Origin of the sequence: Methanocaldococcus sp. FS406-22 (assembly GCF_000025525.1) — an archaeon.
In the GTDB taxonomy this organism is placed as follows: domain Archaea; phylum AGJL01; class Methanococci; order Methanococcales; family Methanocaldococcaceae; genus Methanocaldococcus.
On sequence record NC_013887.1, the window covers coordinates 1,547,532 to 1,566,149 of the forward strand.

22 protein-coding genes are annotated in these 18,618 nt (G+C 32.9%); 7 read left to right on the plus strand and 15 right to left on the minus strand.

The features are described from left to right. The first annotated feature begins 210 nt into the window (after positions 1 to 210). Both MFS40622_RS09740 and MFS40622_RS08010 read left to right on the plus strand, forming a co-directional pair. Positions 211 to 396 (plus strand): phosphatase PAP2 family protein, encoded by a 186-nt coding sequence (locus MFS40622_RS09740; RefSeq protein WP_232217811.1) that lies wholly within the window; start codon positions 211 to 213, stop codon positions 394 to 396. A gap of 75 nt (positions 397 to 471) precedes the next feature. Continuing rightward, a complete protein-coding gene (locus MFS40622_RS08010) occupies positions 472 to 1,812 on the plus strand; it encodes a prephenate dehydrogenase (protein WP_012981169.1) in 1,341 nt (446 codons plus the stop codon). A gap of 2 nt (positions 1,813 to 1,814) precedes the next feature. On the opposite strand, the gene MFS40622_RS08015 is transcribed toward MFS40622_RS08010, so the two are convergent. The 8 genes from MFS40622_RS08015 to MFS40622_RS08050 form a co-directional block, all read right to left on the minus strand. Then, entirely contained in the window at positions 1,815 to 2,849 is a 1,035-nt protein-coding gene (locus MFS40622_RS08015; protein WP_012981170.1) for a DUF123 domain-containing protein, read from the minus strand. Positions 2,850 to 2,932: 83 nt separating this feature from the next. Then, positions 2,933 to 3,313, minus strand: a complete 381-nt coding sequence (locus MFS40622_RS08020; RefSeq protein ID WP_012981171.1) for a DUF22 domain-containing protein — start codon at positions 3,311 to 3,313, stop codon at positions 2,933 to 2,935. Between the two features lie 165 nt (positions 3,314 to 3,478). Continuing rightward, entirely contained in the window at positions 3,479 to 4,129 is a 651-nt protein-coding gene (locus tag MFS40622_RS08025; protein ID WP_012981172.1) for a V-type ATP synthase subunit D, read from the minus strand. A gap of 70 nt (positions 4,130 to 4,199) precedes the next feature. Beyond that, positions 4,200 to 4,673: a 5-(carboxyamino)imidazole ribonucleotide mutase gene (gene purE, locus MFS40622_RS08030; RefSeq protein ID WP_048197516.1), complete on the minus strand. Its 474-nt coding sequence runs from the start codon at positions 4,671 to 4,673 to the stop codon at positions 4,200 to 4,202. A 215-nt stretch (positions 4,674 to 4,888) separates the two neighbouring features. After that, the gene (locus MFS40622_RS08035; RefSeq protein WP_012981174.1) at positions 4,889 to 5,554 is read right to left on the minus strand and encodes a 30S ribosomal protein S3ae; all 666 of its coding nucleotides are present in this window, start codon (positions 5,552 to 5,554) and stop codon (positions 4,889 to 4,891) included. A gap of 37 nt (positions 5,555 to 5,591) precedes the next feature. Then, positions 5,592 to 6,200 carry an HVO_0476 family zinc finger protein gene (locus tag MFS40622_RS08040; RefSeq protein WP_012981175.1) on the minus strand — a complete coding sequence of 203 codons (609 nt, stop codon included), beginning with the start codon at positions 6,198 to 6,200 and terminating at the stop codon, positions 5,592 to 5,594. A 34-nt stretch (positions 6,201 to 6,234) separates the two neighbouring features. After that, positions 6,235 to 6,903 carry a 30S ribosomal protein S2 gene (gene rpsB / locus MFS40622_RS08045; protein WP_012981176.1) on the minus strand — a complete coding sequence of 223 codons (669 nt, stop codon included), beginning with the start codon at positions 6,901 to 6,903 and terminating at the stop codon, positions 6,235 to 6,237. 127 nt (positions 6,904 to 7,030) lie between these two features. Next, on the minus strand, positions 7,031 to 7,615 hold the full coding sequence (locus MFS40622_RS08050) for a 50S ribosomal protein L15e (protein ID WP_010870497.1): 585 nt from the start codon (positions 7,613 to 7,615) through the stop codon (positions 7,031 to 7,033). Between the two features lie 274 nt (positions 7,616 to 7,889). Between MFS40622_RS08050 and MFS40622_RS08055 the strand changes: the two genes are divergently transcribed. Beyond that, positions 7,890 to 8,231 (plus strand): prefoldin subunit beta, encoded by a 342-nt coding sequence (locus tag MFS40622_RS08055; protein WP_012981177.1) that lies wholly within the window; start codon positions 7,890 to 7,892, stop codon positions 8,229 to 8,231. 100 nt (positions 8,232 to 8,331) lie between these two features. After that, a complete protein-coding gene (locus MFS40622_RS08060; RefSeq protein ID WP_012981178.1) occupies positions 8,332 to 9,327 on the plus strand; it encodes a bifunctional oligoribonuclease/PAP phosphatase NrnA in 996 nt (331 codons plus the stop codon). Here the strand turns inward: MFS40622_RS08060 and MFS40622_RS08065 are convergent. The 3 genes from MFS40622_RS08065 to MFS40622_RS09630 form a co-directional block, all read right to left on the minus strand. Then, positions 9,324 to 9,668: a DsrE/DsrF/TusD sulfur relay family protein gene (locus tag MFS40622_RS08065; RefSeq protein WP_010870503.1), complete on the minus strand. Its 345-nt coding sequence runs from the start codon at positions 9,666 to 9,668 to the stop codon at positions 9,324 to 9,326. The two genes, MFS40622_RS08060 and MFS40622_RS08065, sit on opposite strands and share 4 nt — an antisense overlap. Before the next feature lie 15 nt (positions 9,669 to 9,683). After that, a complete protein-coding gene (locus tag MFS40622_RS08070; RefSeq protein WP_048197517.1) occupies positions 9,684 to 9,899 on the minus strand; it encodes a sulfurtransferase TusA family protein in 216 nt (71 codons plus the stop codon). 194 nt (positions 9,900 to 10,093) lie between these two features. After that, entirely contained in the window at positions 10,094 to 10,264 is a 171-nt protein-coding gene (locus MFS40622_RS09630; protein WP_012981180.1) for a hypothetical protein, read from the minus strand. 343 nt (positions 10,265 to 10,607) lie between these two features. Here MFS40622_RS09630 and MFS40622_RS08075 point away from each other — a divergent pair, with 343 nt between their 5' ends. Both MFS40622_RS08075 and MFS40622_RS08080 read left to right on the plus strand, forming a co-directional pair. Then, a complete protein-coding gene (locus MFS40622_RS08075) occupies positions 10,608 to 11,654 on the plus strand; it encodes a DUF1611 domain-containing protein (protein ID WP_012981181.1) in 1,047 nt (348 codons plus the stop codon). Next, entirely contained in the window at positions 11,654 to 12,721 is a 1,068-nt protein-coding gene (locus MFS40622_RS08080) for a dipeptide epimerase (RefSeq protein ID WP_012981182.1), read from the plus strand. The genes MFS40622_RS08075 and MFS40622_RS08080 overlap by 1 nt, the downstream gene beginning before the upstream one ends. 115 nt (positions 12,722 to 12,836) lie before the next feature. On the opposite strand, the gene hypD is transcribed toward MFS40622_RS08080, so the two are convergent. From hypD to MFS40622_RS08095, 3 genes are read right to left on the minus strand one after another with little or no spacing between them, the layout of a single operon-like run. Then, entirely contained in the window at positions 12,837 to 13,913 is a 1,077-nt protein-coding gene (gene hypD, locus MFS40622_RS08085) for a hydrogenase formation protein HypD (RefSeq protein ID WP_012981183.1), read from the minus strand. Further along, positions 13,906 to 14,640, minus strand: coding sequence for a uroporphyrinogen-III synthase (locus tag MFS40622_RS08090; protein WP_012981184.1), 735 nt, complete (start codon positions 14,638 to 14,640; stop codon positions 13,906 to 13,908). Before MFS40622_RS08090 ends, hypD begins: the two co-directional genes overlap by 8 nt. Next, a complete protein-coding gene (locus MFS40622_RS08095) occupies positions 14,637 to 15,299 on the minus strand; it encodes a hypothetical protein (protein ID WP_012981185.1) in 663 nt (220 codons plus the stop codon). The genes MFS40622_RS08090 and MFS40622_RS08095 overlap by 4 nt, the downstream gene beginning before the upstream one ends. Positions 15,300 to 15,440: 141 nt before the next feature. Here MFS40622_RS08095 and MFS40622_RS08100 point away from each other — a divergent pair, with 141 nt between their 5' ends. Then, a complete protein-coding gene (locus MFS40622_RS08100; RefSeq protein ID WP_012981186.1) occupies positions 15,441 to 16,796 on the plus strand; it encodes a TldD/PmbA family protein in 1,356 nt (451 codons plus the stop codon). A 119-nt stretch (positions 16,797 to 16,915) separates the two neighbouring features. On the opposite strand, the gene thsB is transcribed toward MFS40622_RS08100, so the two are convergent. Beyond that, positions 16,916 to 18,544 (minus strand): thermosome subunit beta, encoded by a 1,629-nt coding sequence (gene thsB / locus MFS40622_RS08105; RefSeq protein WP_012981187.1) that lies wholly within the window; start codon positions 18,542 to 18,544, stop codon positions 16,916 to 16,918. Positions 18,545 to 18,618 lie beyond the last annotated feature (74 nt).

An 18,618-nucleotide genomic window follows, 5' to 3' on the forward strand; every position in this document is an offset into this window, starting at 1 on the left:
ATATGTTGGGCAAAAATAAAAAGAGAAACATGGGATATACCAAATAGAGAAAATAGGCTAATTCCTTTAATCTTTACTTTAGTTTATTTGTCAATGTTGGTAATATTTTGGAAAAATATCTTTATAATAATTTTCTTGGTTAATGTTTTTGTAATTTTAATAATCACAAAATTTTGGAAAATAAGTATGCACAATTATGGGTTATCTGCTATGGCTTATCTCATATATGCTTTCACAAACGATATTTGGCTATCTGTTCTATATTTAACATTAGTTATTATTACTGGCTATGCAAGAATATATTTAAAGAAACATACATTTTCTCAAGTTATCGCTGGAACCATATTGGGAATTTTAGTTAATTACATTTTATTAAACCTTATTTGGGTGAAATAATGAAAAATAAAAATCTAACAATGAAACTTTTAAAAAAGTTTCATCAAAATTAACAAATCATAATGAGGGGTATTTATGAAAAATAAAAATCTAACAATCTCAATTATTGGAGGGACTGACGGTTTAGGAAAGTGGTTTGCAAGGTATTTAAAAAATAGAGGATTTAGGATAATAGTTACTGGAAGAGATATTGAGAAGGGAAAAAATGTTGAGAGAGAGTTAGGAGTTGAATTTTTAAATAACAATGTTGAAGCTGCTAAAAAAGGAGATATTGTCATTGTAGCAGTGCCTATAAATGTTACAGAGAGGGTTATAAAAGAGGTAGCCCCTCATGTTAGAGAAGGATGTTTATTAATGGACATAACCTCAATTAAGGAGATTCCTGCAAAGACTATGGAGGAGAATGTTAAAGAGGGAGTAACTGTTATTCCAACCCACCCAATGTTTGGACCTTCAACCCCTTCTTTGTTGAGGCAGGTTGTTATTCTCACACCGTCTGAGAAACATAAAAATACTGAGTGGTTTAAGAAAGTTTATAATTTTTTAAAGAGAGAAGGGGCTAAGGTTATAGTTATCCCTCCAGAGAAGCATGATAAAATTATGGGGGTTGTTCAAGGTTTAACTCACTTTGCATTCATTTCTTTAGGGGCAACATTAAAAGAACTCAATGTTGATATAAAAGAGTCGAGGAAGTTTGCCTCCCCAATATACGAGTTGATGATTTCCATTATTGGAAGAATTATAGGGCAGAATCCTTATCTATATGCGGACATCCAAATGTTTAATCCAAGGATAAGAGAGATTCATGAAGCTTTTATAAATCAATGTAAGGAAATTAGTGAAATTGTCAAAAATAAAGATAGGGAAGGTTTTGTTAAGATAATGAAAGAAGCTGCAAAGCATTTTGGTAGTGAAGCAAAGAGAGGAGCTTATTATTCAGATAAAGCTGTCTTTGCATTAACCTCTGAAATTGAAAAGCTGAATAAGCTCATTGGTAAAGAGATAGCTGTAAAAAATATAAATTCAAATAACATTCATTTCGGAGTTTTAAAGGATATTGAGGACGATTATTTAATATTAGATAAAAATGGCAAAGAGCAGAGGTTCAATATTTTAAGGGTTGAGGTATTTTCTGGAGAGGAGTTAAAAGAACTAAAAAAGAAACACTTAGAGAGAAAATATATAGATGTGTCTGTTCTATTTAAAAAAGATGTAGATGTGAGAGTTATTTTAGATTTATTAAAAAAGGTGTTTGACATTGAGATAATTGATGTTTATGAGGGAGATAAAATAGAAGAGGGATATAAAAGTATAACATTTAGAATTTATGGATACAGTAAGGATGAGCTAAAAAATATAGAAAAAGAATTTTTAAATATAGTTAAAAATATTGGTGGAAAAGAAAGATTCAAGTAGTTTTATGGTTTTAAGTAAAATAGATGACTCTTACATTTGCAATCAGAACATCCAAAGTTTTCTACAAAATCAAATTTTTTTATAAATTCATTTGCAACCTCACACTCAACTTTTTCATTTGTAATAAAAATTTCCTCAACTTTTCCAAATTTGAGGAGGTAATCAATATGCCAATGCATCTTTTTGTCATCTTTTAAATGCCTCTCTATCCTATTTTTTAAATTAACTGAATTTCCAAAGGCAGAACCAACATAGAAATAATACCCCTTCTTAAAAAATCTTTCTGTTTTTCCAAACTTTATTTTTTTGCCCTCTTTTAATCTGATTTTTAAGATATAAGTTCCTTTTTCATTTGGAATGTTGTTTTTTGAAACCTTTCTAAAATTGAATTTTTTTAATATATTTTCAAAATGTTTAATTTTTTCATAGTAAGGGCATTTTTCTCTTATTTCTTCAAAGCATTTATCACATTTTGGTTTTGGAGAGCAAATCTCTCTTCCAAAAACTACTAATAAATTATTTATTACTTTCCAATATTTTTTTGGTAGCTTTTTTCTTAATTCAAACTCTGTCTCTTCTGGAGTTTCTGTATCAACGATTTCCCATCTATTGCAGATTCTATGCACGTGGGTATCTACACAAATTCCATCCTTATTAAAAGCTAATGTTATAACTAAATTAGCTGTTTTCCTTCCAACTCCTGGGAGTTTTAACAACTCCTCTAAAGAGTCTGGAACTCTGCCATTATAATTCTCTTTTAAAATCTTAGCTAATTTTTTTAGATTCTTAGCTTTGTTTTTATAAAATCCAGCTGGATATATTAGATTAGATAATTTTTCCTCATCTATGTTTAATAAATCATCTACATCTTTAATTTCTTTAAACAGCCTCTTAGAAACCTCTTCAGTTACTTCATCCTTTGTTCTTGCACTTATTATTGTTGAAACTAAAACCTTAAAAGGGTCTCTGTCTTTAGCTATTTCTGTAACTACTGCATTTTTGTTTAATTTTTTTAGCAGTATCTCTATCAGCTCCATAGATACCACAAAAATAGTTTATTATTTTATTATTCAAAGAATTTTAATTAAATAAAATAAAAAAGATTATTTATTCTCTTTTTTTATTCTCTTTTTTCAGCTGCAACTATAAGTAACATTCCAATTAAATCTCCTTTCTTCACTTCTCCATCAAACCCACATGCAAACATTGCCATATCAACTTCTCTCTCAACACTTATAGGCATTGGCACTTCCTCCCCAACAGCTACAACATGTCCAACTCTATGCCTACCGTAAGGACAAATTAGCAAAACGGACATTGGAGGGATTTTAATCTTCTTAATTCTTATTGGCTTTATATCCCCCTGCTTAAATTCCATATCCTCTTCAGCAACTATTGGCTCAATTTTTGCTTCATTTTTAATTATTAAATCACACTTTACTTCTTCTTCTTTAATCTTCTTTTCTATTTTAGTCATTCTTCCAAGTATCCTGAATACCATAAACACCACCAAAAAATAAAGATATTTATGGTTTATTTATTCAGTTATACTGCTTCTTCCTCGGCCTCTCTCTTTTCGATTCTTGATTTAATTAACTTCAACCTGAAGAAGTTCCCCCTGCAACTTTTAGAAAAAGTTGCATCAAAAATTATTTATAAGTTTTTATTATACTGCTTCTCCCTCTGCTTCCCTCTTTTCGATTCTGGACTTAATCAATTTCAATCTGAAGAAGTTCTCTCTCTCCATCTCGTCCAATCTCATGGAGATGTATTTCTTGAGAGATTTTAATCTTGGAATGATAACATATTCTAAAGCGTTGACTCTTCTCTTTGTGGTTATAATCTCTTCAGCTAAGAGTTTGATTGATGTCTCTATTTCTGCCAATTCAGTTATTAATTCCAAAGCTTCTTCAAACTTCTTAGCCGCTTCATCTAACTTTGAGCTAACTCCGTAAGGAGAGTAACCTCTTTCACCAACCTTTCTTCTAACGTTGTATATCTCAAAAGTAGGAACAGTAACACCCATAATATTCTTAGTATCCATATCTACCTCTAATTTGTCATTCTTTGCAGCTAAGGAAGCTTCTTTAACAGCTAAAGTTCCCATAACTGTTTGAGCCATTATTAAATCTTTGTATGCCTCAGCTAACTTTGCCTCAACTTTCTCTCTTAAATCTGAAGCTTGCTCTATAATTTGGAAGAATTCCATAATTAAAGCATCTCTTTTCTGCTTAAGTAATTTATGCCCCTTTTCTGCCAATTTAATTTTATTTTTTAATTTTAATAATTCCATTCTTGTTGGATTCACTCTCTGCATGTAAATCCCTCTCTACTTTATAGCTAAAAATTATTAGCAACCTAATAACATAAAAATTTAATGGTTGTAATTATTTAAACATTTCCTTAACTCTATCATCTGATGCATAAACTTTTTTCTTCATCTTTTCTCTATATTCCACTAATTTTTTTGCAATATTTTCATCTTTTAAACCTAAAATTTCCAAAGCTAATATGGCTGCATTTTCTCCTCTATCAATCCCAACAGTAGCAACAGGGATTCCAGGTGGCATCTGGACAGAGCTTAATAGGGCATCTAAACCATCTAACTTTGCATCAACAGGAACAGCAATGACTGGCTTTGTTGTTAAACTTGCTATAACTCCCGGTAGATGAGCGGCTAACCCGGCAATGGCTATAAATACATCTGCCTTTGAATTTTTAACAATTTCTTCAACCAATTCTGGAGTTCTGTGGGCTGATGCCACTCTAACCTCAAACTCTACACCAAACTCTTTTAAAACATTAACTGCCTTTTCAGCTATTTTTATATCACTTTCGCTACCCATTATTATACATATCATTTTTTCACCAAAAATGAGTTTCTGAATTTTGAGATATTTGTAGCCATATTTAATAAAAAAAGCGATGATTATAAATAAATTTTGGTTTAATTTTTTGTATTTTTATTAATTTAAATTTATAGATTTATATATAGGTTATCAATTACAATAATACTATATAAAAACCAGAATAAAAACCAGAAAAATAAAAAAACTATAAAAATAGTAAAAATTATTTATTCTTGAGCTTCAGCAGTTTCTTCAGCTTCTTTTACAAATCCTTCAGTTTCTTCTTTCTTAGCCAATGATAAAACTTCTGATTTGTAGATAATGACATTCTTAATTGGGAATATCTTTTTACATTCATTCTTTATCTTCTCAGCCATCTCTCCAAACAACATTGCCTGAACATACTGTGGGAATGTCTTCTCTTTAGCCATTGCTTTTATAATCTCTTCCATCTTCTTTCTAATGTCTGATTTTTGTTTTGTGTTTGCTCTATAAGCTGTTAAAACCATTGCTTTTGTTCTTATTTTATAGCCGTCTTGAGTTGTAACATCAAGGATAGCGTCAATTCTACTTCTTCTTCTTCTGATTTGTGATTTCATGAATTCTCTTGTTGTATCGTGCCCGTAGTATTGAGCTATTGCCTTATTTCCAGTAACTCCAAAGATTTTGAAGTAAACTCTGTGCATGTGTTTTGTTGGGTCTCCTGTTAAGTCTCTTAAGCTTGTCTCAGCAACTCTTCCTAAAACTAAGCTTGGGTCATTTGCTGGAGTGTAGCCAATAAATACTCCTCCAAATTCTGGTGTGGCATAGATTTCATACCATACTTTCTCTTTCCATTTATCTCTCACTTTTCTTACTTTTCTTCTTGATCTTGCAGTCCTTGCAGTAGCCATCTTTTCACCTTAAAAAATTTAGTTGTAGTTTTGGGAATTATTCACCTTTATAGAACTTAGATAGGTCGATATAGTTTCTTACAGGTTTTGTAACCTCTCCATACAATCTTTTTATATCTTTGGCTTTTGCTTTTTTAGCAGTTCCTTTTTCAGTTTTTATCTTTTTCAATCTAAAGAATCCATCATTTATCCTATAAACTCTATCTACTTCAAACTCAAAGTCATTTGGAATGTAGATGTATATTCCATAGGTTCTGCTTTTATCATTTATTGATATTCCTAATTTTTTTGGGATAGATAAGGATTTCCCCCAAATAACTTTAATATCTTTACCCAAAGCGGATTTAACTGGTTCAGGTGTTTCAATTTTTGTTATCTCAATTTTCTCTCCATCAACTTCAATTGTATCTCCAACTTTGTAGGTTTCATCTTCAGGGATATTGATTACCTTAGATTCTGAGATATCGTATCTGCTTATGATTAGCTTTGCCTGGCTTAACTTAACCTTCTCAACAATTTCTCTTACAGCTCCACAGTTTGGACATCTAACTAAGTAATATGCAGATTTGTTATAAATTTTTTTCTTTAATACTTCCTGCTCTTCAAACCCACAATTCTCGCATTCCATATAGATTTTTTCACTCATCTTTAAAAACCTCTAAGTATTTTGTTTATTTATTTTATTTTCTTCTTCTCCTTCTTCTTCTCTTGTCTTTTGGTTGAATGATTATTCTGTATTTTGGATTTGCCGCCTTTTCTAAAAACTCTTCGTATGTGAATGGTAAGTTTGTATCATCAGTTATAACTCCTCTGTTTTTGAGATACTCTCTTGTTAATAAGTAGTAGATTAAAGCAACTGCCTTCTTACCTTTGTTGTTTGTTGGTATAACTAAGTCGATGAATGATGTCAAGTGCTCTGTATCACATAAACTAATGATAGGGACTCCAATTTCTGTTGCCTCTTTCAATGCCTGTCTATCAACTCTTGGGTCACTTATGAATACAACTTCTGGCTCCATAAAGCCCTTATATGCAGGGTTTGTTAATGTTCCAGGGACAAATCTTCCTGGGATTGTTCTAATTCCTGTATATTTTCCAAACTCTTCTAATGGTCCCATTGTGTAGATTCTTCTTGAAACAGCTAATATATCTTCTGGTTCATATCTTGCTAAGAATTTGGCAGCAATTCTTAATCTCTCATCTGTTTTTCTGACATCTAAAACATACAATCCATCACTTCTTACTCTGTAGATGAACTTCTCCATGTCTTTTGTTTTCTGCTGAGTCCCTATGTGGATACCTGAAGCTAAGTATGTATCTAATGGCACTAACAGCTCTTTCTCACTCATATTTTCCACCTTTAAAAATAGTTGTTGTTTTTTCAAATATTGTCGGGGGTTTAAAAATTAGTGGTTGTTTCCCCTAAGAAGATAGAAATAATGTAAAGATATATATAAATTTTTCTTAACTTCCAATTTACTTACCTCTTCTTCCATGAGCTCTTATACTTGGTCTAACTTTCTCAGCTCCAATACCCTTGTTTCTTAATCCTCTACCTTTCTTACCAGCTGATGTTAAACCTCTAAATGCTCTTCCTCTGTGTTTTCCAGTGCATAACCAGTTGAGTTGTGGATCTGCTTTAATAGCTGGATGGTATGGGTCTACCAATATAACCTCATACCACTTGTGTTTTCCATCTTCTCCAACCCAGTAGCTGTTTAAAACTTCCATGTTTGGATATTTTCTTGCTGCTCTCTCTTCAGCAATTCTTTGAATTGATTTACCCATTGTAATTTTATTAACCCCAAGAGTAGCTGGTTTCTTTGAGTTCTTTGGTCTTGGTTTTCTTAAACCTCCTCTTCTAACCCTTACTCTAACGACAATAATCCCTTGTTTTGGTTTGTATCCTAAAGCTCTTGCTCTATCTAACCTTGTTGGTCTCTCAATTCTTACAACTGCTGGTTCTCTTCTCCACTGCTGTAATCTTTCCCATAATAGCTGTCTAACGTAACTTTCTTTTGGTCTTTTCCATGCTTCTCTTATATATTTGTAGATTCCCATTTTATCCCTCTTTTAAGGGTTCAGCCTTATAGCCACATCCCCTTTATGATAAAAGCTTTAGAGTAAATAACTATAGACAACTATTATATTAATTTAACGGTTAGTTGGATGTTATGAGGTATCAATAAAAAATCAAAAATAACTTTAAATTGCAAATTGTGAAGTTTAAAAATACCTAAATAAAAATTCTACTTATCTAATGAGGAAAAGCTTTTTATATTATAGATAGTTATTTTACTATCAGCAAGATAAAGCTTAACTTGAGGTGACTGTTATGGAATTACCTCCACAAATTCAAGCTCAATTGATGCAGTTACAACAATTACAGCAACAACTACAAATGATTTTAATGCAAAAGCAGAGTGTTGAGACAGAATTAAAAGAATGTAAAAAGGCTTTGGAAGAGTTAGAGAAATCTACAAGTGATGAAGTTTATAAATTAGTTGGAGGATTGTTTGTTAAAAGAAAAAAGGAAGATGTTAAAAAAGAACTTGAGGAGAAAGTAGAAACTTTAGAGTTGAGAGTAAAAACCTTGGAGAAGCAGGAAGAAAAATTACAGTCAAGATTAAAAGAATTGCAGGAAAAATTACAAAAAATGATACCTGCAGCACAATAAATTAATAACTAATTTTTTCTTTGTTTTCCTTTTATTTTTGTTTTTGGAATTTTAAGCTTTATTAAATTGTTATTTGCCAATTATTTTTATGGTGAGCAAAATGGAGTTATTGGAGTATTTAAAGAGAGATGAGATTCTTTTTTTATGTCATCACAATGCAGACCCAGATGCCGTTGGAAGTTGCGTAGCTTTAAAATATTTAGCATCTCAACTAAACCCGAAAGGAAAATTTAGAATTTCAGCTGATTCAGTTAGCAAACTCTCAAGGAACATTTTAAATGAGATAGGGGAGAGGGTTGATATAGAACTTTATCCCAAACTGCCAGATACAGTTTTTATAGTAGATACTGCTTCAATAAACCAATTAAAGGTTAATTTTGAGGAGTTAAAGGAGAAGGAGGTTATTTTAATAGACCATCATAAAAAGACTGATTTGGCAGATATATGTAAATACTATATAATTAAGGAGGATTACCCATCAACATCTGAGATTATAGCAGAGATTTTTAAAGAGCTAAATATCTTTCCACCAAAGAATGTTAGAATTGCCTTATTGTGTGGGATTGTCTATGATACAAAGCATTTAAAGTTGGCTAATCCAAAAACATTTGAGTTAATAAGCTATTTGATAAAGGATATAAGCTTTCAGAAGATTCTCTACCTTTTATCTCAAGAGAGTGATGTTAGCAAGAGAACTGCCCATTTAAAGGCATGTAGTAGAATGGAAATTAGAGAATTTGATAAGTTAAGAATAGCTTTATCTCATGTTAGTTCTCATGAGGCATCTTGTGCAAAGACCATTGTAAGTATTGGGGCTGATGTTGCCTTTGTGGTGGCAGTTAGAAAGAAAGAGGGGGAGATTAGGGTTAGTGCAAGATGTAGGAAGCATGTATCTAAGTATGTGCATCTTGGTAATTTAATGGAGAAGATTGGAAAAGAGCTTGGAGGAAGTGGAGGGGGGCATAGTGAGGCTGGTGGATTAAATGCGCCTTATGATAAGAGTAAAAGCAAGGAGAAAGTTATAAAAGAGGTTTTAAGCCTCTGTTATAAGATGTTTGTAGAGGAGTATAAAAAAGCAAAAACTCAAATTAATTAGAATGTAACAACATTATCACTCTCTTTAACAAAGGCAATTAAGTCATGCATTGTAGCCAACTTAGCCCCTTCAATTAAATCCTCCTCTTTTAAACCTCTTGCTTTACAGCAAGGGCCGCAAACTTTAACAACAGCCCCTAACTCAATGGCATTTTTCAATAACTCTAAGTAGTTTGGCACTTCTGAAGGATTCTGCTCCTTCTTAGCAACATAAACACCATTCTCAAGTAGGAAGATATTTACCTCAATCCCTTCCAATAAAGCTGTTAATGCAAATCTTAATGCTGAATAAGCCCTCTCCTTTCCATAGGGAGCTTCTGTAATGATTACAGTGAATTTCATCATTTCACCAGAAATTTATTTCTTTATGACTATTCTAAATCCATTATCTGTCTCTTCTGCTAAAACAACTGTATATCCGTTATTTTCAGCAAATCTTTTTATATTTTCCAAAGCTGGTTTGTAGTCACCAACAACCTCTAACTCTTCTCCTTCACTTAACTCCTCTAAAGCCTTTTTTGTCTTTAAAACTGGAACTGGGCAGATGTCTCCAGTAACATCAAGTTTTTTCATAACCTTCACCATGAAATTTTTAATAAAAGTAGGTTTAAAAAGTATAAAAAATTAATCTGAAAAAAGTTTAATTGCTTATAGGTTATTAGAGTTTTTAATATCTTTGAGAATATTTTTGTAATTATAAATCATGATAATTTTTTCTGTAAAAATAGTCCAAACTACTCTTTTTTTATTCTGTAAATTCTGCTAATTTAAAACAAAATAGGTGCAATTGCAGAGATTATAATTAATCCAGCTAATATGTATCCCATGATTTTTGTTAATTCACTGCCAGTGTATGACCTTGTTAAGTCCTTCTTTATGTTCTCTAATTCTTCAAACTCTTCATCATTCACGTGTAAGTGTTGTAGCTTTACCTCCATAGTCTCACCCCTCTGTCATTACTGTCTTCACTTATATCATTGAAAAAAGTCATATATATGCTTTTTTGCTCATGAACAATCATGATAAATGTTTTTCATGAAAAATAATGACAGATTGGTTTTAATCTATAATGATAAATCATGACAAATCTCAACTTATTATGGATAATAATTTAAAACTAAAATTTCAAATTTAAAGAAAGTATGAAGTAACAAACTTAGAAATCGTGGTTACCAAATTTGAGTTTGATAAGAATCTTAAATTAAATAGATTTTTGAGGATTTGGATTATATAAGACCAAGACCGAAAGTTATGTTTAGAAAACGTGAGAGAGGGGGTTAGATGAATCTAAAAGATTATTATCAAAATACTCCAGCATTGATAATAACCCACGATTACTTTGATACAAAAAATGCTAAAACCGCCCACGGTGTCATTCTGTACAGTGAGATTTTCGACGTTGTTGGAATTGTAGATGGAAAATTTGCTGGCAGTCGGGCTTGTGATGTAGTTCCGTTTATTAAGAAGGATATTCCAATATACTCCTCCGTAAAAGAAGCCCTAAACAACGTCAATGCCAAAGTTCTTATACTTGGTGTAGCACCTCCAGGTGGTAAATTACCAACAGACTGGCTCGACGAAATAAAAACTGCCATAAACGCAGGTCTTGATATAATTTCTGGTTTGCACGTGTTCTTAAGTGATATTCCTGAAATTGCAGAGCTTGCCAAAGCTAAAGGTGTTAAAATCATCGATTTGAGAAAACCACCTTCTGACCTCAACATAGGGCTTCAGAGGGTGCGTAAAACAGACGCTAAGGTAGTGCTCTGCATGGGTACTGATTGTGTAGTAGGTAAGAGGAGTGCCGCTACCCTTCTATGGAAGCTTGCAAGGCAGAAGGGTATTAACGCCGGATTTGTTGCTACCGGTCAGACTGGACTTATGATTGGTTGCGATGCTGGGGCGGTTATAGATAGGATTCCATCTGACTTCGTAGCTGGACAAGTTGAGAAGATGGTTCTTAAAGTGTTCAACAAGGGTAAGAACCCAATATTCGTTGAAGGGCAGGGTGCTCTATTACATCCAAGCTACTCAGGTGTAACCCTCTCCCTTCTGCACGGAGCAGACCCACAAGCTGTTATCCTTGTTCACGATCCACAGAGAAAGTATAGGGCAGGTTTTGATACTGAATTACCAATGCCAGACTGGAGGGATGAAAGAGAGTTAATAGAAAAACTCTCAAGAGCAAAAGTAGTAGCACTTTGCGTGTGGGGTAAGGAGAATAAAGCTTTAATTAAAGATTCGGACATTCCGGTGTTTGATTTAACTAACCAAAATGAAGCAGAAAAGCTCCTTGAATTGCTAATAAACTATTTGGAGGAGAAATAATGAAGATAAAGTCTGTAGAGGCAATCCCACTTAACATTCCACTAAAAGAGCCATTTGTAATTGCATTGGGAAAGTGTGATGTTGCAGAAAATGTCCTTATTAAAATTCATTTAGAGGATGGGACTGTTGGATATGGGGAGGTTTCATCCTCCGGAGTTATTACTGGAGACATTCAATCTACAATAATAGATGTTGTTAAATATCTGGCTCCAGCTTTGATTGGTGAAGATATTGAGAACTATAGATGTTTAATCAAAAAGCTTAGGAGCATAGTTAAATTCCATCCCGGTGTCTTTGCTGGGATAGAAAGTGCCTTACTTGACGCATACACCCAGTATATTGGCATTCCCCTTTACCAGTTTTTAGGTGGAGCACAGGATGAAATCGAATCTGATATAACGATTTCTATAACCTCACCTGAAAAAGCTGCCCAAACAGCACTGGAATATTCGAAAAAAGGATTTAAGGCATTTAAAATTAAGGTTGGTAAAAACTTTGAAGAAGATTTTGAGAGAGTTATAGCTGTAAGTGAGGCTGTAGATTGTGAGATAAGAATAGATGCAAATCAAGGATACAAGCCAAAGGAAGCAGTTAAATTTATAAACGCCGTGTGGGATGCGGGAGTTAATATTACACTTTTTGAACAGCCAGTGCATTGTCAGAACATTAAAGGTTTGAAGTATGTAACAGACAACTCCCCTGTTCCCGTGGCCGCTGACGAGACGGTTTTCACAGCTGGTGATGCATTTAACGTTGCAAGGGAGAGAGTTGTTGATGTCATAAACATCAAACTTGCCAAATGTGGTGGGGTGTTGGAGGCTTTAGATATAATAGCCGTAGCCAAAGCTTCAGGTTTAGACCTTATGATTGGGTGTATGCTGGAATCAAATGTCGGGTTAGCTCCAAGTGTTCATTTGGCATGTGGAACTGGAGAGTTTTCATACATTGACTTAGACTCATATATATTTTTAAATGAATTACCATTAAGTGGAGGATTTGAAGTTGACGGGCAAAAGCTTATTGTGAAGAACATTAAAAAAGGATTAGGAATCAAAGAAAGTGCCTAAGATTAGATATTTGTTCGAGTTTGAATTAGTTTCATCTACACTTCAATGGAAATTCTAACACTAAACTTTTTTGCTTACTTCAAGTTTCAAAAGTTAGTTAATATATTAAATAAAATTAAATCCTTCTATACTTATAAAATATCCTACAAGTCCCCTCATCCGAGACCATACAACTACCCACTGGATTTAGAGGAGTGCAAACCTTTCCAAATAATGGGCAATCTGTTGGTAACTTCTCTCCTCTCAAAATCTTATCACAGATGCAACCTTTAGGAATCTTTTCCTTAATCTCTGGAATGTCCTCATGCTCATAGATGTCAAATTTCTTATACTTTTCTCTCAAACCAAAACCACCATTTTTAACAACTGGGAAACCCCTCCAAGGAACATCTATACTTTCAAAAACTTCATTTATTATTTTTTGAGCTAAAACATTTCCTTCTGGTTTAACTGCCCTAATATATTCATTTTCAACCCTTGCCTCTCCATTGATAACTTGCCTTAAAATCATGATTATAGCCATTAAAACATCTATAGGTTCAAAGCCAGCAACAACCATTGGGGCATTGTATTTTTCACATAGGCTATAGTAAGGTTTTAATCCAGTAATTGTTGAAACATGTCCTGGACAGATAAAGGCGTCTAAATAAACCCCCTCATTTAACAAGAACTCCATAACTGGAGGAGTTTGCCTATGGCAATTTAAAATGAAAAAGTTATCTATATCCTTATCTTTTAAACTTATTAACTCAGCTCCAGTTGTTGGGGCTGTAGTTTCAAAACCTATTGCTACAAAGACAAATTTTTTATCTTTCTCTTTTTTAGCCATCTTTACTGCTTCACTTATACTATAAACAATTCTAACATCACAACCTTCAGACTGCTTCTCCATTAGAGATTTTTCGCTCCCTGGGACTCTGTACATGTCTCCAAGGGTTGTTATAACATAACCATTATCAGCTAAGTATATGGCTGTATCTATCTCTTTTTGTGTTGTTACACAAACAGGACATCCAGGGCCGGGAACAACGGTTATATTTTCTGGTAGAACATCCCTAATCCCATACTTGCAGATTGTATGCTCATGACTTCCACAAACATGCATAATCTTTAAGGTATCTATCCTCTCAGCGAGTTTATGTATTTTATCTATGGCTTTTTTTATTAAAGCTCTATCATTTACGTTAATCATGGCTATACATCTCCTTTAATTTTTTGATAACCTCTAAAATTCCTTCAATAGTATATACTTTAGGAATTAACGGTTTAAAACCAAATTTCTCAATAACTTTAGCTGTTATTGGGCCAATAGCAACTATGTAATTATCTTTTATAATATTGGAAAATTCATCATCCACATATTTAAAAAAGTTTTTGGCTGTTAATCCACTTGTAAATGTTAGAATAAATTTATCTTTTGCTATCAACTCTTTTAGTTTTTTAATATCTTTTTTTAAGTTTTCTGGCTCTACTGATTTATATACAAAGAGCAAATCGGCATTTAAATTATTCTTTAAAACATCTCTTGTTGATGGGGTTGTTGGGATTAAAAACCTATCTCCATTTTTAATAACTTTTTTAATCTCTTCTAAGAGGGATTCAGCTGTGTATTCTTTTGGTATTATATCAGGGTCTCTACCAAAATATTTTCTAAATGTTTCAGCAGTTTTTTCTCCAATAACAGCAATTTTTTTATTTTTTATTTCTTCTTTTTCATGTTCAGTTAGTATGTTGTGTAATCCAATAACCCCACTTGGTGAAGTAAAGGCTATCCAATTATAGTTATCTAAATCAACTTTTAAGTCTTTGTTATATACAATCTCCAATGTTGGAAATATTATTGGTTCAAATCCTTCTTTTTTTAATAAATTGGCAAAAATATCACTTCTTTCTTTAGGTCTCGTTATCACAACTTTCATGTTATCCCGTTATTTATTAAATTTAGATTTATCCTATTAAACTCCAAATAAACATAAACTTTATTTCCCATATCAATTACATTACAATCAACTGCGTTTGTTTTTTGTAGTAATTCATTTTTAAGTTTTTCAGTATCAATTTTCTGATTATCTGGTTTTCTGAATACATATACTAAATATGTTTTATTTGAATTTAAGTCATAATATATACCAATTATGTAGTTCTCTCTATATATAAAGACATCCTTATAATCCGGGGGGATTGTATTAATTAAATCGTTCATTTCAGCTTTCCCTAAATCATCTTCATTTAGATTTTTTATTAAAACTCCATTATAATACTTAAAATCGTCAATTGGAATGTATTTGATTAAAAATCCAAGTGGCACTTTGATACCAATACTTCCATGGTTTCCTATATAAATACCATTAATAAAAATTAGAGTTTCTTTATATATTGCTGGGAGATTTTGAAGATTAACATTATCTTTAAGCATCATAAGTGTCTTATGGTCGATATAAGTGAATTCTTTGAATGGCGAGTTTTCTATGACTTCTTTAACGTCTTCCGCTCCTCCCATATTCGTATATAAATATAAACCTAAGATAACTATGGGTAGTATATTTATTATCAACAGAAATATAGCTACCTTTTTCAATATAACCACCTCTATACTGTAATATAGGACTTCGCAGGAATATAGTTTTTTGCAGAATTATGCCTTTGCATCTGTAAGCTTTATTAAACATATAAACTGTGAAAAGTTCTATAAAATTAATATTATATTTTTGGTGAGAAAATGATTAACTTAGAAAAAATAGAAAAAATGTTAGAAGTTGGAGATTATGCAGATATTAGAATAAATTTTGGAGAGAGCAATACAATAACATTAAAAGATGGTAAAATAGAAGAGATTTCATCTGGCTTTGGGAATGGAGTTGCTGTTAGAGTTTTGTATAAAAATGGCTGGGGATTTGTTACATCAAACATAGTAAATGAAGAGGAAATTGAAAAGCTAATAAATAAAGCATATAAAATAGCTAAAATTTCCAATGAATATTCAGAAAAAGAGATTATATTAAAAGATTATAAAGCAATAATTGACAGTTATAAAATGATTGGAAAAATAAATCCAACTGACATTGATATTGAAGAAAAGAAAGAGATTATTATAGATACTTATAAAAATATGACAGATGAAAAGATTAAGAGCATTTCTGTTAGTTATTCAGATGTATTTGGGAAAAGAGTATTTATGAATAGCGAAGGCTCAAGAATTGAGGGAGAGATAACGAGATGCATAATGTATATGAACTGTGTTGCTAAGGAAAACGGAAATTTACAGTATGGAGCTGAAAGAACTGGTGGCTTTGGATTTGAGAAAATAAAAGATAATTATTTAAATTTAGCTTTGGAAGCAAAAAATAGAGCTTTAAGATTATTAAAAGCAAAGCCATGTCCAAAAGGTAAATTTAAAGTTATCTTAGACCCAGAGTTGGCTGGAGTGTTTATACATGAGGCAGTAGGGCATGCAGCAGAGGCAGATTTAGTTTTGCAGAATGATAGTGTATTTAAAGATAAGATAGGAGAGAGAGTTGGAAGCGAGTATGTTACAGTTATAGACGATGCTACAATTGATGGGGCTTTTGGTTCTTATAAATATGATGATGAGGGAGTTGAAGGTAAAAAAACCATTATAATTGAAAACGGGATTTTAAAAACCTATCTACATTCAAGAGAAACTTCTGGAAGGATGGATGCTGAGCTAACAGGAAATGGTAGAGCTGAGGGATTAAATAAGCCAATTGTAAGGATGAGTAACACCTTTATAAAACCTGGAGATTGGAGTTTTGAAGAGCTTTTAGAGGATACAAAAGAGGGAATATTTTTAAAGGGTTCGAGAGGAGGGCAGGTTGATACTGGTAAAGGATTATTCCAATTCAGTGCAGTTGAAGCTTATTTAATTGAAAATGGTGAGCTAACTCAAGTTTTAAAAGATGCTGGATTAAGTGGGGAGATTTTAGATATTTTATTTAAGGTCGATGCAGTTACAAAAGACTTTGAGCTGAGTGTTGGCTACTGTGGAAAGGACGGGCAGAGTGTTCCAGTTGGAGATGGTGGAGGGTGTGTTAGGACGATAGCAACTGTTTCCTAAGTTTTTAACTACTAATTTTTTATTTTTGAATTTTAATTAAATATTTAAATTTATAGATTTAAAGTAAAATAAAAAATAAAAATTTAAAAAGCTAAAAAGTTATTTATTCAGAGGAGGAGTTAAAATTCGTCACCTCCTCCCATGTCTCCTCCTTCTCCTCCCTTGTCTTCTTTAACTTTCTCAGCAGCTATGACGTCATCGATTCTTAAGAGCATGACTGATGCCTCTGTAGCTGAGTCAATTGCCTGTGTCTTGACTTTCAATGGTTCAACAACCCCTTTCTCCATCATATCAACTACTTCTCCTTCGAAGACGTCTAATCCGTAGACTTCTCCGCCTTCTTTCTCGTGAGCAGCTCTCAACTTAACGAGCATGTCAATTGGGTCTAATCCTGAGTTCTCAGCTAATGTTCTTGGTATTACTTCTAAAGCATCAGCGAATGCCTTAACTGCTAACTGCTCTCTTCCAGCAACTGTTTCAGCGAATTTTCTTAATCTCTTAGCTAATTCTATCTCAGTTGCTCCCCCACCAGCAACAATCTTACCTTCTTCTAATGCACACTTGACAACTCCAATTGCATCATCAATTGCTCTTGCAACTTCTTCAACAACGTGCTCTGTTGAACCTCTTGCTAAGATTGTTACAGCCTTTGGATGCTTGCACTCTTCAACGAATATCATTGCATCTCCAGCAACTTTTCTCTCTTCAACTAATCCAGCTTCTCCAAGGTCTTCTGGTGTTAAGTCATCAATTTTTGTTATTATTCTTGCTCCTGTAGCTTTAGCTAATTTCTCCATGTCTGACTTCTTAACTCTTCTTACTGCTAAGATTCCTTTCTTAGCTAAGTAGTGCTGAGCTAAGTCATCAATTCCTTTTTGACAGAAGACAACATTAGCTCCTGTAGCAGCTATTTTCTCAACCATGTCTTTAATCATCTTCTCTTCTTGCTCAATGAACTCCATTAACTTAGCTGGGTCAGTAATTCTTATCTCTGCATCAGTTTCTGTTTCTTTGACTTCAATTGGGCAGTTTAACAATGCAATCTTAGCGTTTTCAACTTTCTTTGGCATTTGTGGGTTGACTCTCTCTTTGTCAATAACAACTCCTCTAATTAAGGTTGTTTCTTCAATTGGAGCTCCTTCCTTCTTCTCAACTTTAATTAAGTCCTTATCAACTTTTCCAGTTTCTTCATCAACAACTGTTCTAACTGCCTCAACGACGATTTCAGCTAACTGCTCTCTTGCTTTCTCTGCTCCTTTACCAGTAATTGATGTCATTGCAATTTTCTTTAACATTTCAGTGTCATCTGGTTTAACTTCTTTAGCAACTGACTTTAACTCTTCAATTGCTTTATTTCTTGCCATCTCGTATCCATTGATGATGACTGATGGGTGGATGTTTTGGTCTAACAACTCTTCAGCTTTTCTTAACAACTCTCCAGCAATAACGACTGCTGTTGTTGTACCGTCTCCAACTTCTTTTTCTTGGGTTTTAGCAACTTCAATTAACATCTTAGCAGCTGGGTGCTCAACACTCATTTCTTTTAATATTGTAACCCCGTCGTTTGTAACAACTATATCTCCTAATTCATCAACTAACATTTTGTCCATTCCTTTTGGTCCTAATGTTGTTCTAACTGTCTCAGCGATAATTCTACCTGCTAAGATGTTCATTCTTTGAGCGTCTCTTCCAACATATCTTTTAACATTTTGTGGTAATACTACTATAGGTGCTCCTGCCATTGCCATTTTCATCACCTCAGGTTGTTACCTTGTTCGGTATATATATGTTGATGAGATTCTATATATACTTTTCGGTTGTG

What these genes read in the sequence shown, in the direction of transcription:
- MFS40622_RS08055 (WP_012981177.1), top strand. Translation starts at nt 7,890, where the DNA reads ATGGAATTACCTCCACAAATTCAAGCTCAATTGATGCAGTTACAACAA.
- MFS40622_RS08065 (WP_010870503.1), bottom strand. Translation starts at nt 9,668, where the DNA reads ATGAAATTCACTGTAATCATTACAGAAGCTCCCTATGGAAAGGAGAGG.
- MFS40622_RS08020 (WP_012981171.1), bottom strand. Translation starts at nt 3,313, where the DNA reads ATGGTATTCAGGATACTTGGAAGAATGACTAAAATAGAAAAGAAGATT.
- MFS40622_RS08010 (WP_012981169.1), top strand. Translation starts at nt 472, where the DNA reads ATGAAAAATAAAAATCTAACAATCTCAATTATTGGAGGGACTGACGGT.
- MFS40622_RS08100 (WP_012981186.1), top strand. Translation starts at nt 15,441, where the DNA reads ATGATTAACTTAGAAAAAATAGAAAAAATGTTAGAAGTTGGAGATTAT.
- rpsB (WP_012981176.1), bottom strand. Translation starts at nt 6,903, where the DNA reads ATGAGTGAGAAAGAGCTGTTAGTGCCATTAGATACATACTTAGCTTCA.
- purE (WP_048197516.1), bottom strand. Translation starts at nt 4,673, where the DNA reads ATGATATGTATAATAATGGGTAGCGAAAGTGATATAAAAATAGCTGAA.
- MFS40622_RS08080 (WP_012981182.1), top strand. Translation starts at nt 11,654, where the DNA reads ATGAAGATAAAGTCTGTAGAGGCAATCCCACTTAACATTCCACTAAAA.
- hypD (WP_012981183.1), bottom strand. Translation starts at nt 13,913, where the DNA reads ATGATTAACGTAAATGATAGAGCTTTAATAAAAAAAGCCATAGATAAA.
- thsB (WP_012981187.1), bottom strand. Translation starts at nt 18,544, where the DNA reads ATGGCAATGGCAGGAGCACCTATAGTAGTATTACCACAAAATGTTAAA.
- MFS40622_RS08090 (WP_012981184.1), bottom strand. Translation starts at nt 14,640, where the DNA reads ATGAAAGTTGTGATAACGAGACCTAAAGAAAGAAGTGATATTTTTGCC.
- MFS40622_RS09740 (WP_232217811.1), top strand. Translation starts at nt 211, where the DNA reads ATGGCTTATCTCATATATGCTTTCACAAACGATATTTGGCTATCTGTT.
- MFS40622_RS08070 (WP_048197517.1), bottom strand. Translation starts at nt 9,899, where the DNA reads ATGAAAAAACTTGATGTTACTGGAGACATCTGCCCAGTTCCAGTTTTA.
- MFS40622_RS08050 (WP_010870497.1), bottom strand. Translation starts at nt 7,615, where the DNA reads ATGGGAATCTACAAATATATAAGAGAAGCATGGAAAAGACCAAAAGAA.
- MFS40622_RS08035 (WP_012981174.1), bottom strand. Translation starts at nt 5,554, where the DNA reads ATGGCTACTGCAAGGACTGCAAGATCAAGAAGAAAAGTAAGAAAAGTG.
- MFS40622_RS08060 (WP_012981178.1), top strand. Translation starts at nt 8,332, where the DNA reads ATGGAGTTATTGGAGTATTTAAAGAGAGATGAGATTCTTTTTTTATGT.
- MFS40622_RS08025 (WP_012981172.1), bottom strand. Translation starts at nt 4,129, where the DNA reads ATGCAGAGAGTGAATCCAACAAGAATGGAATTATTAAAATTAAAAAAT.
- MFS40622_RS08015 (WP_012981170.1), bottom strand. Translation starts at nt 2,849, where the DNA reads ATGGAGCTGATAGAGATACTGCTAAAAAAATTAAACAAAAATGCAGTA.
- MFS40622_RS08075 (WP_012981181.1), top strand. Translation starts at nt 10,608, where the DNA reads ATGAATCTAAAAGATTATTATCAAAATACTCCAGCATTGATAATAACC.
- MFS40622_RS09630 (WP_012981180.1), bottom strand. Translation starts at nt 10,264, where the DNA reads ATGGAGGTAAAGCTACAACACTTACACGTGAATGATGAAGAGTTTGAA.
- MFS40622_RS08040 (WP_012981175.1), bottom strand. Translation starts at nt 6,200, where the DNA reads ATGAGTGAAAAAATCTATATGGAATGCGAGAATTGTGGGTTTGAAGAG.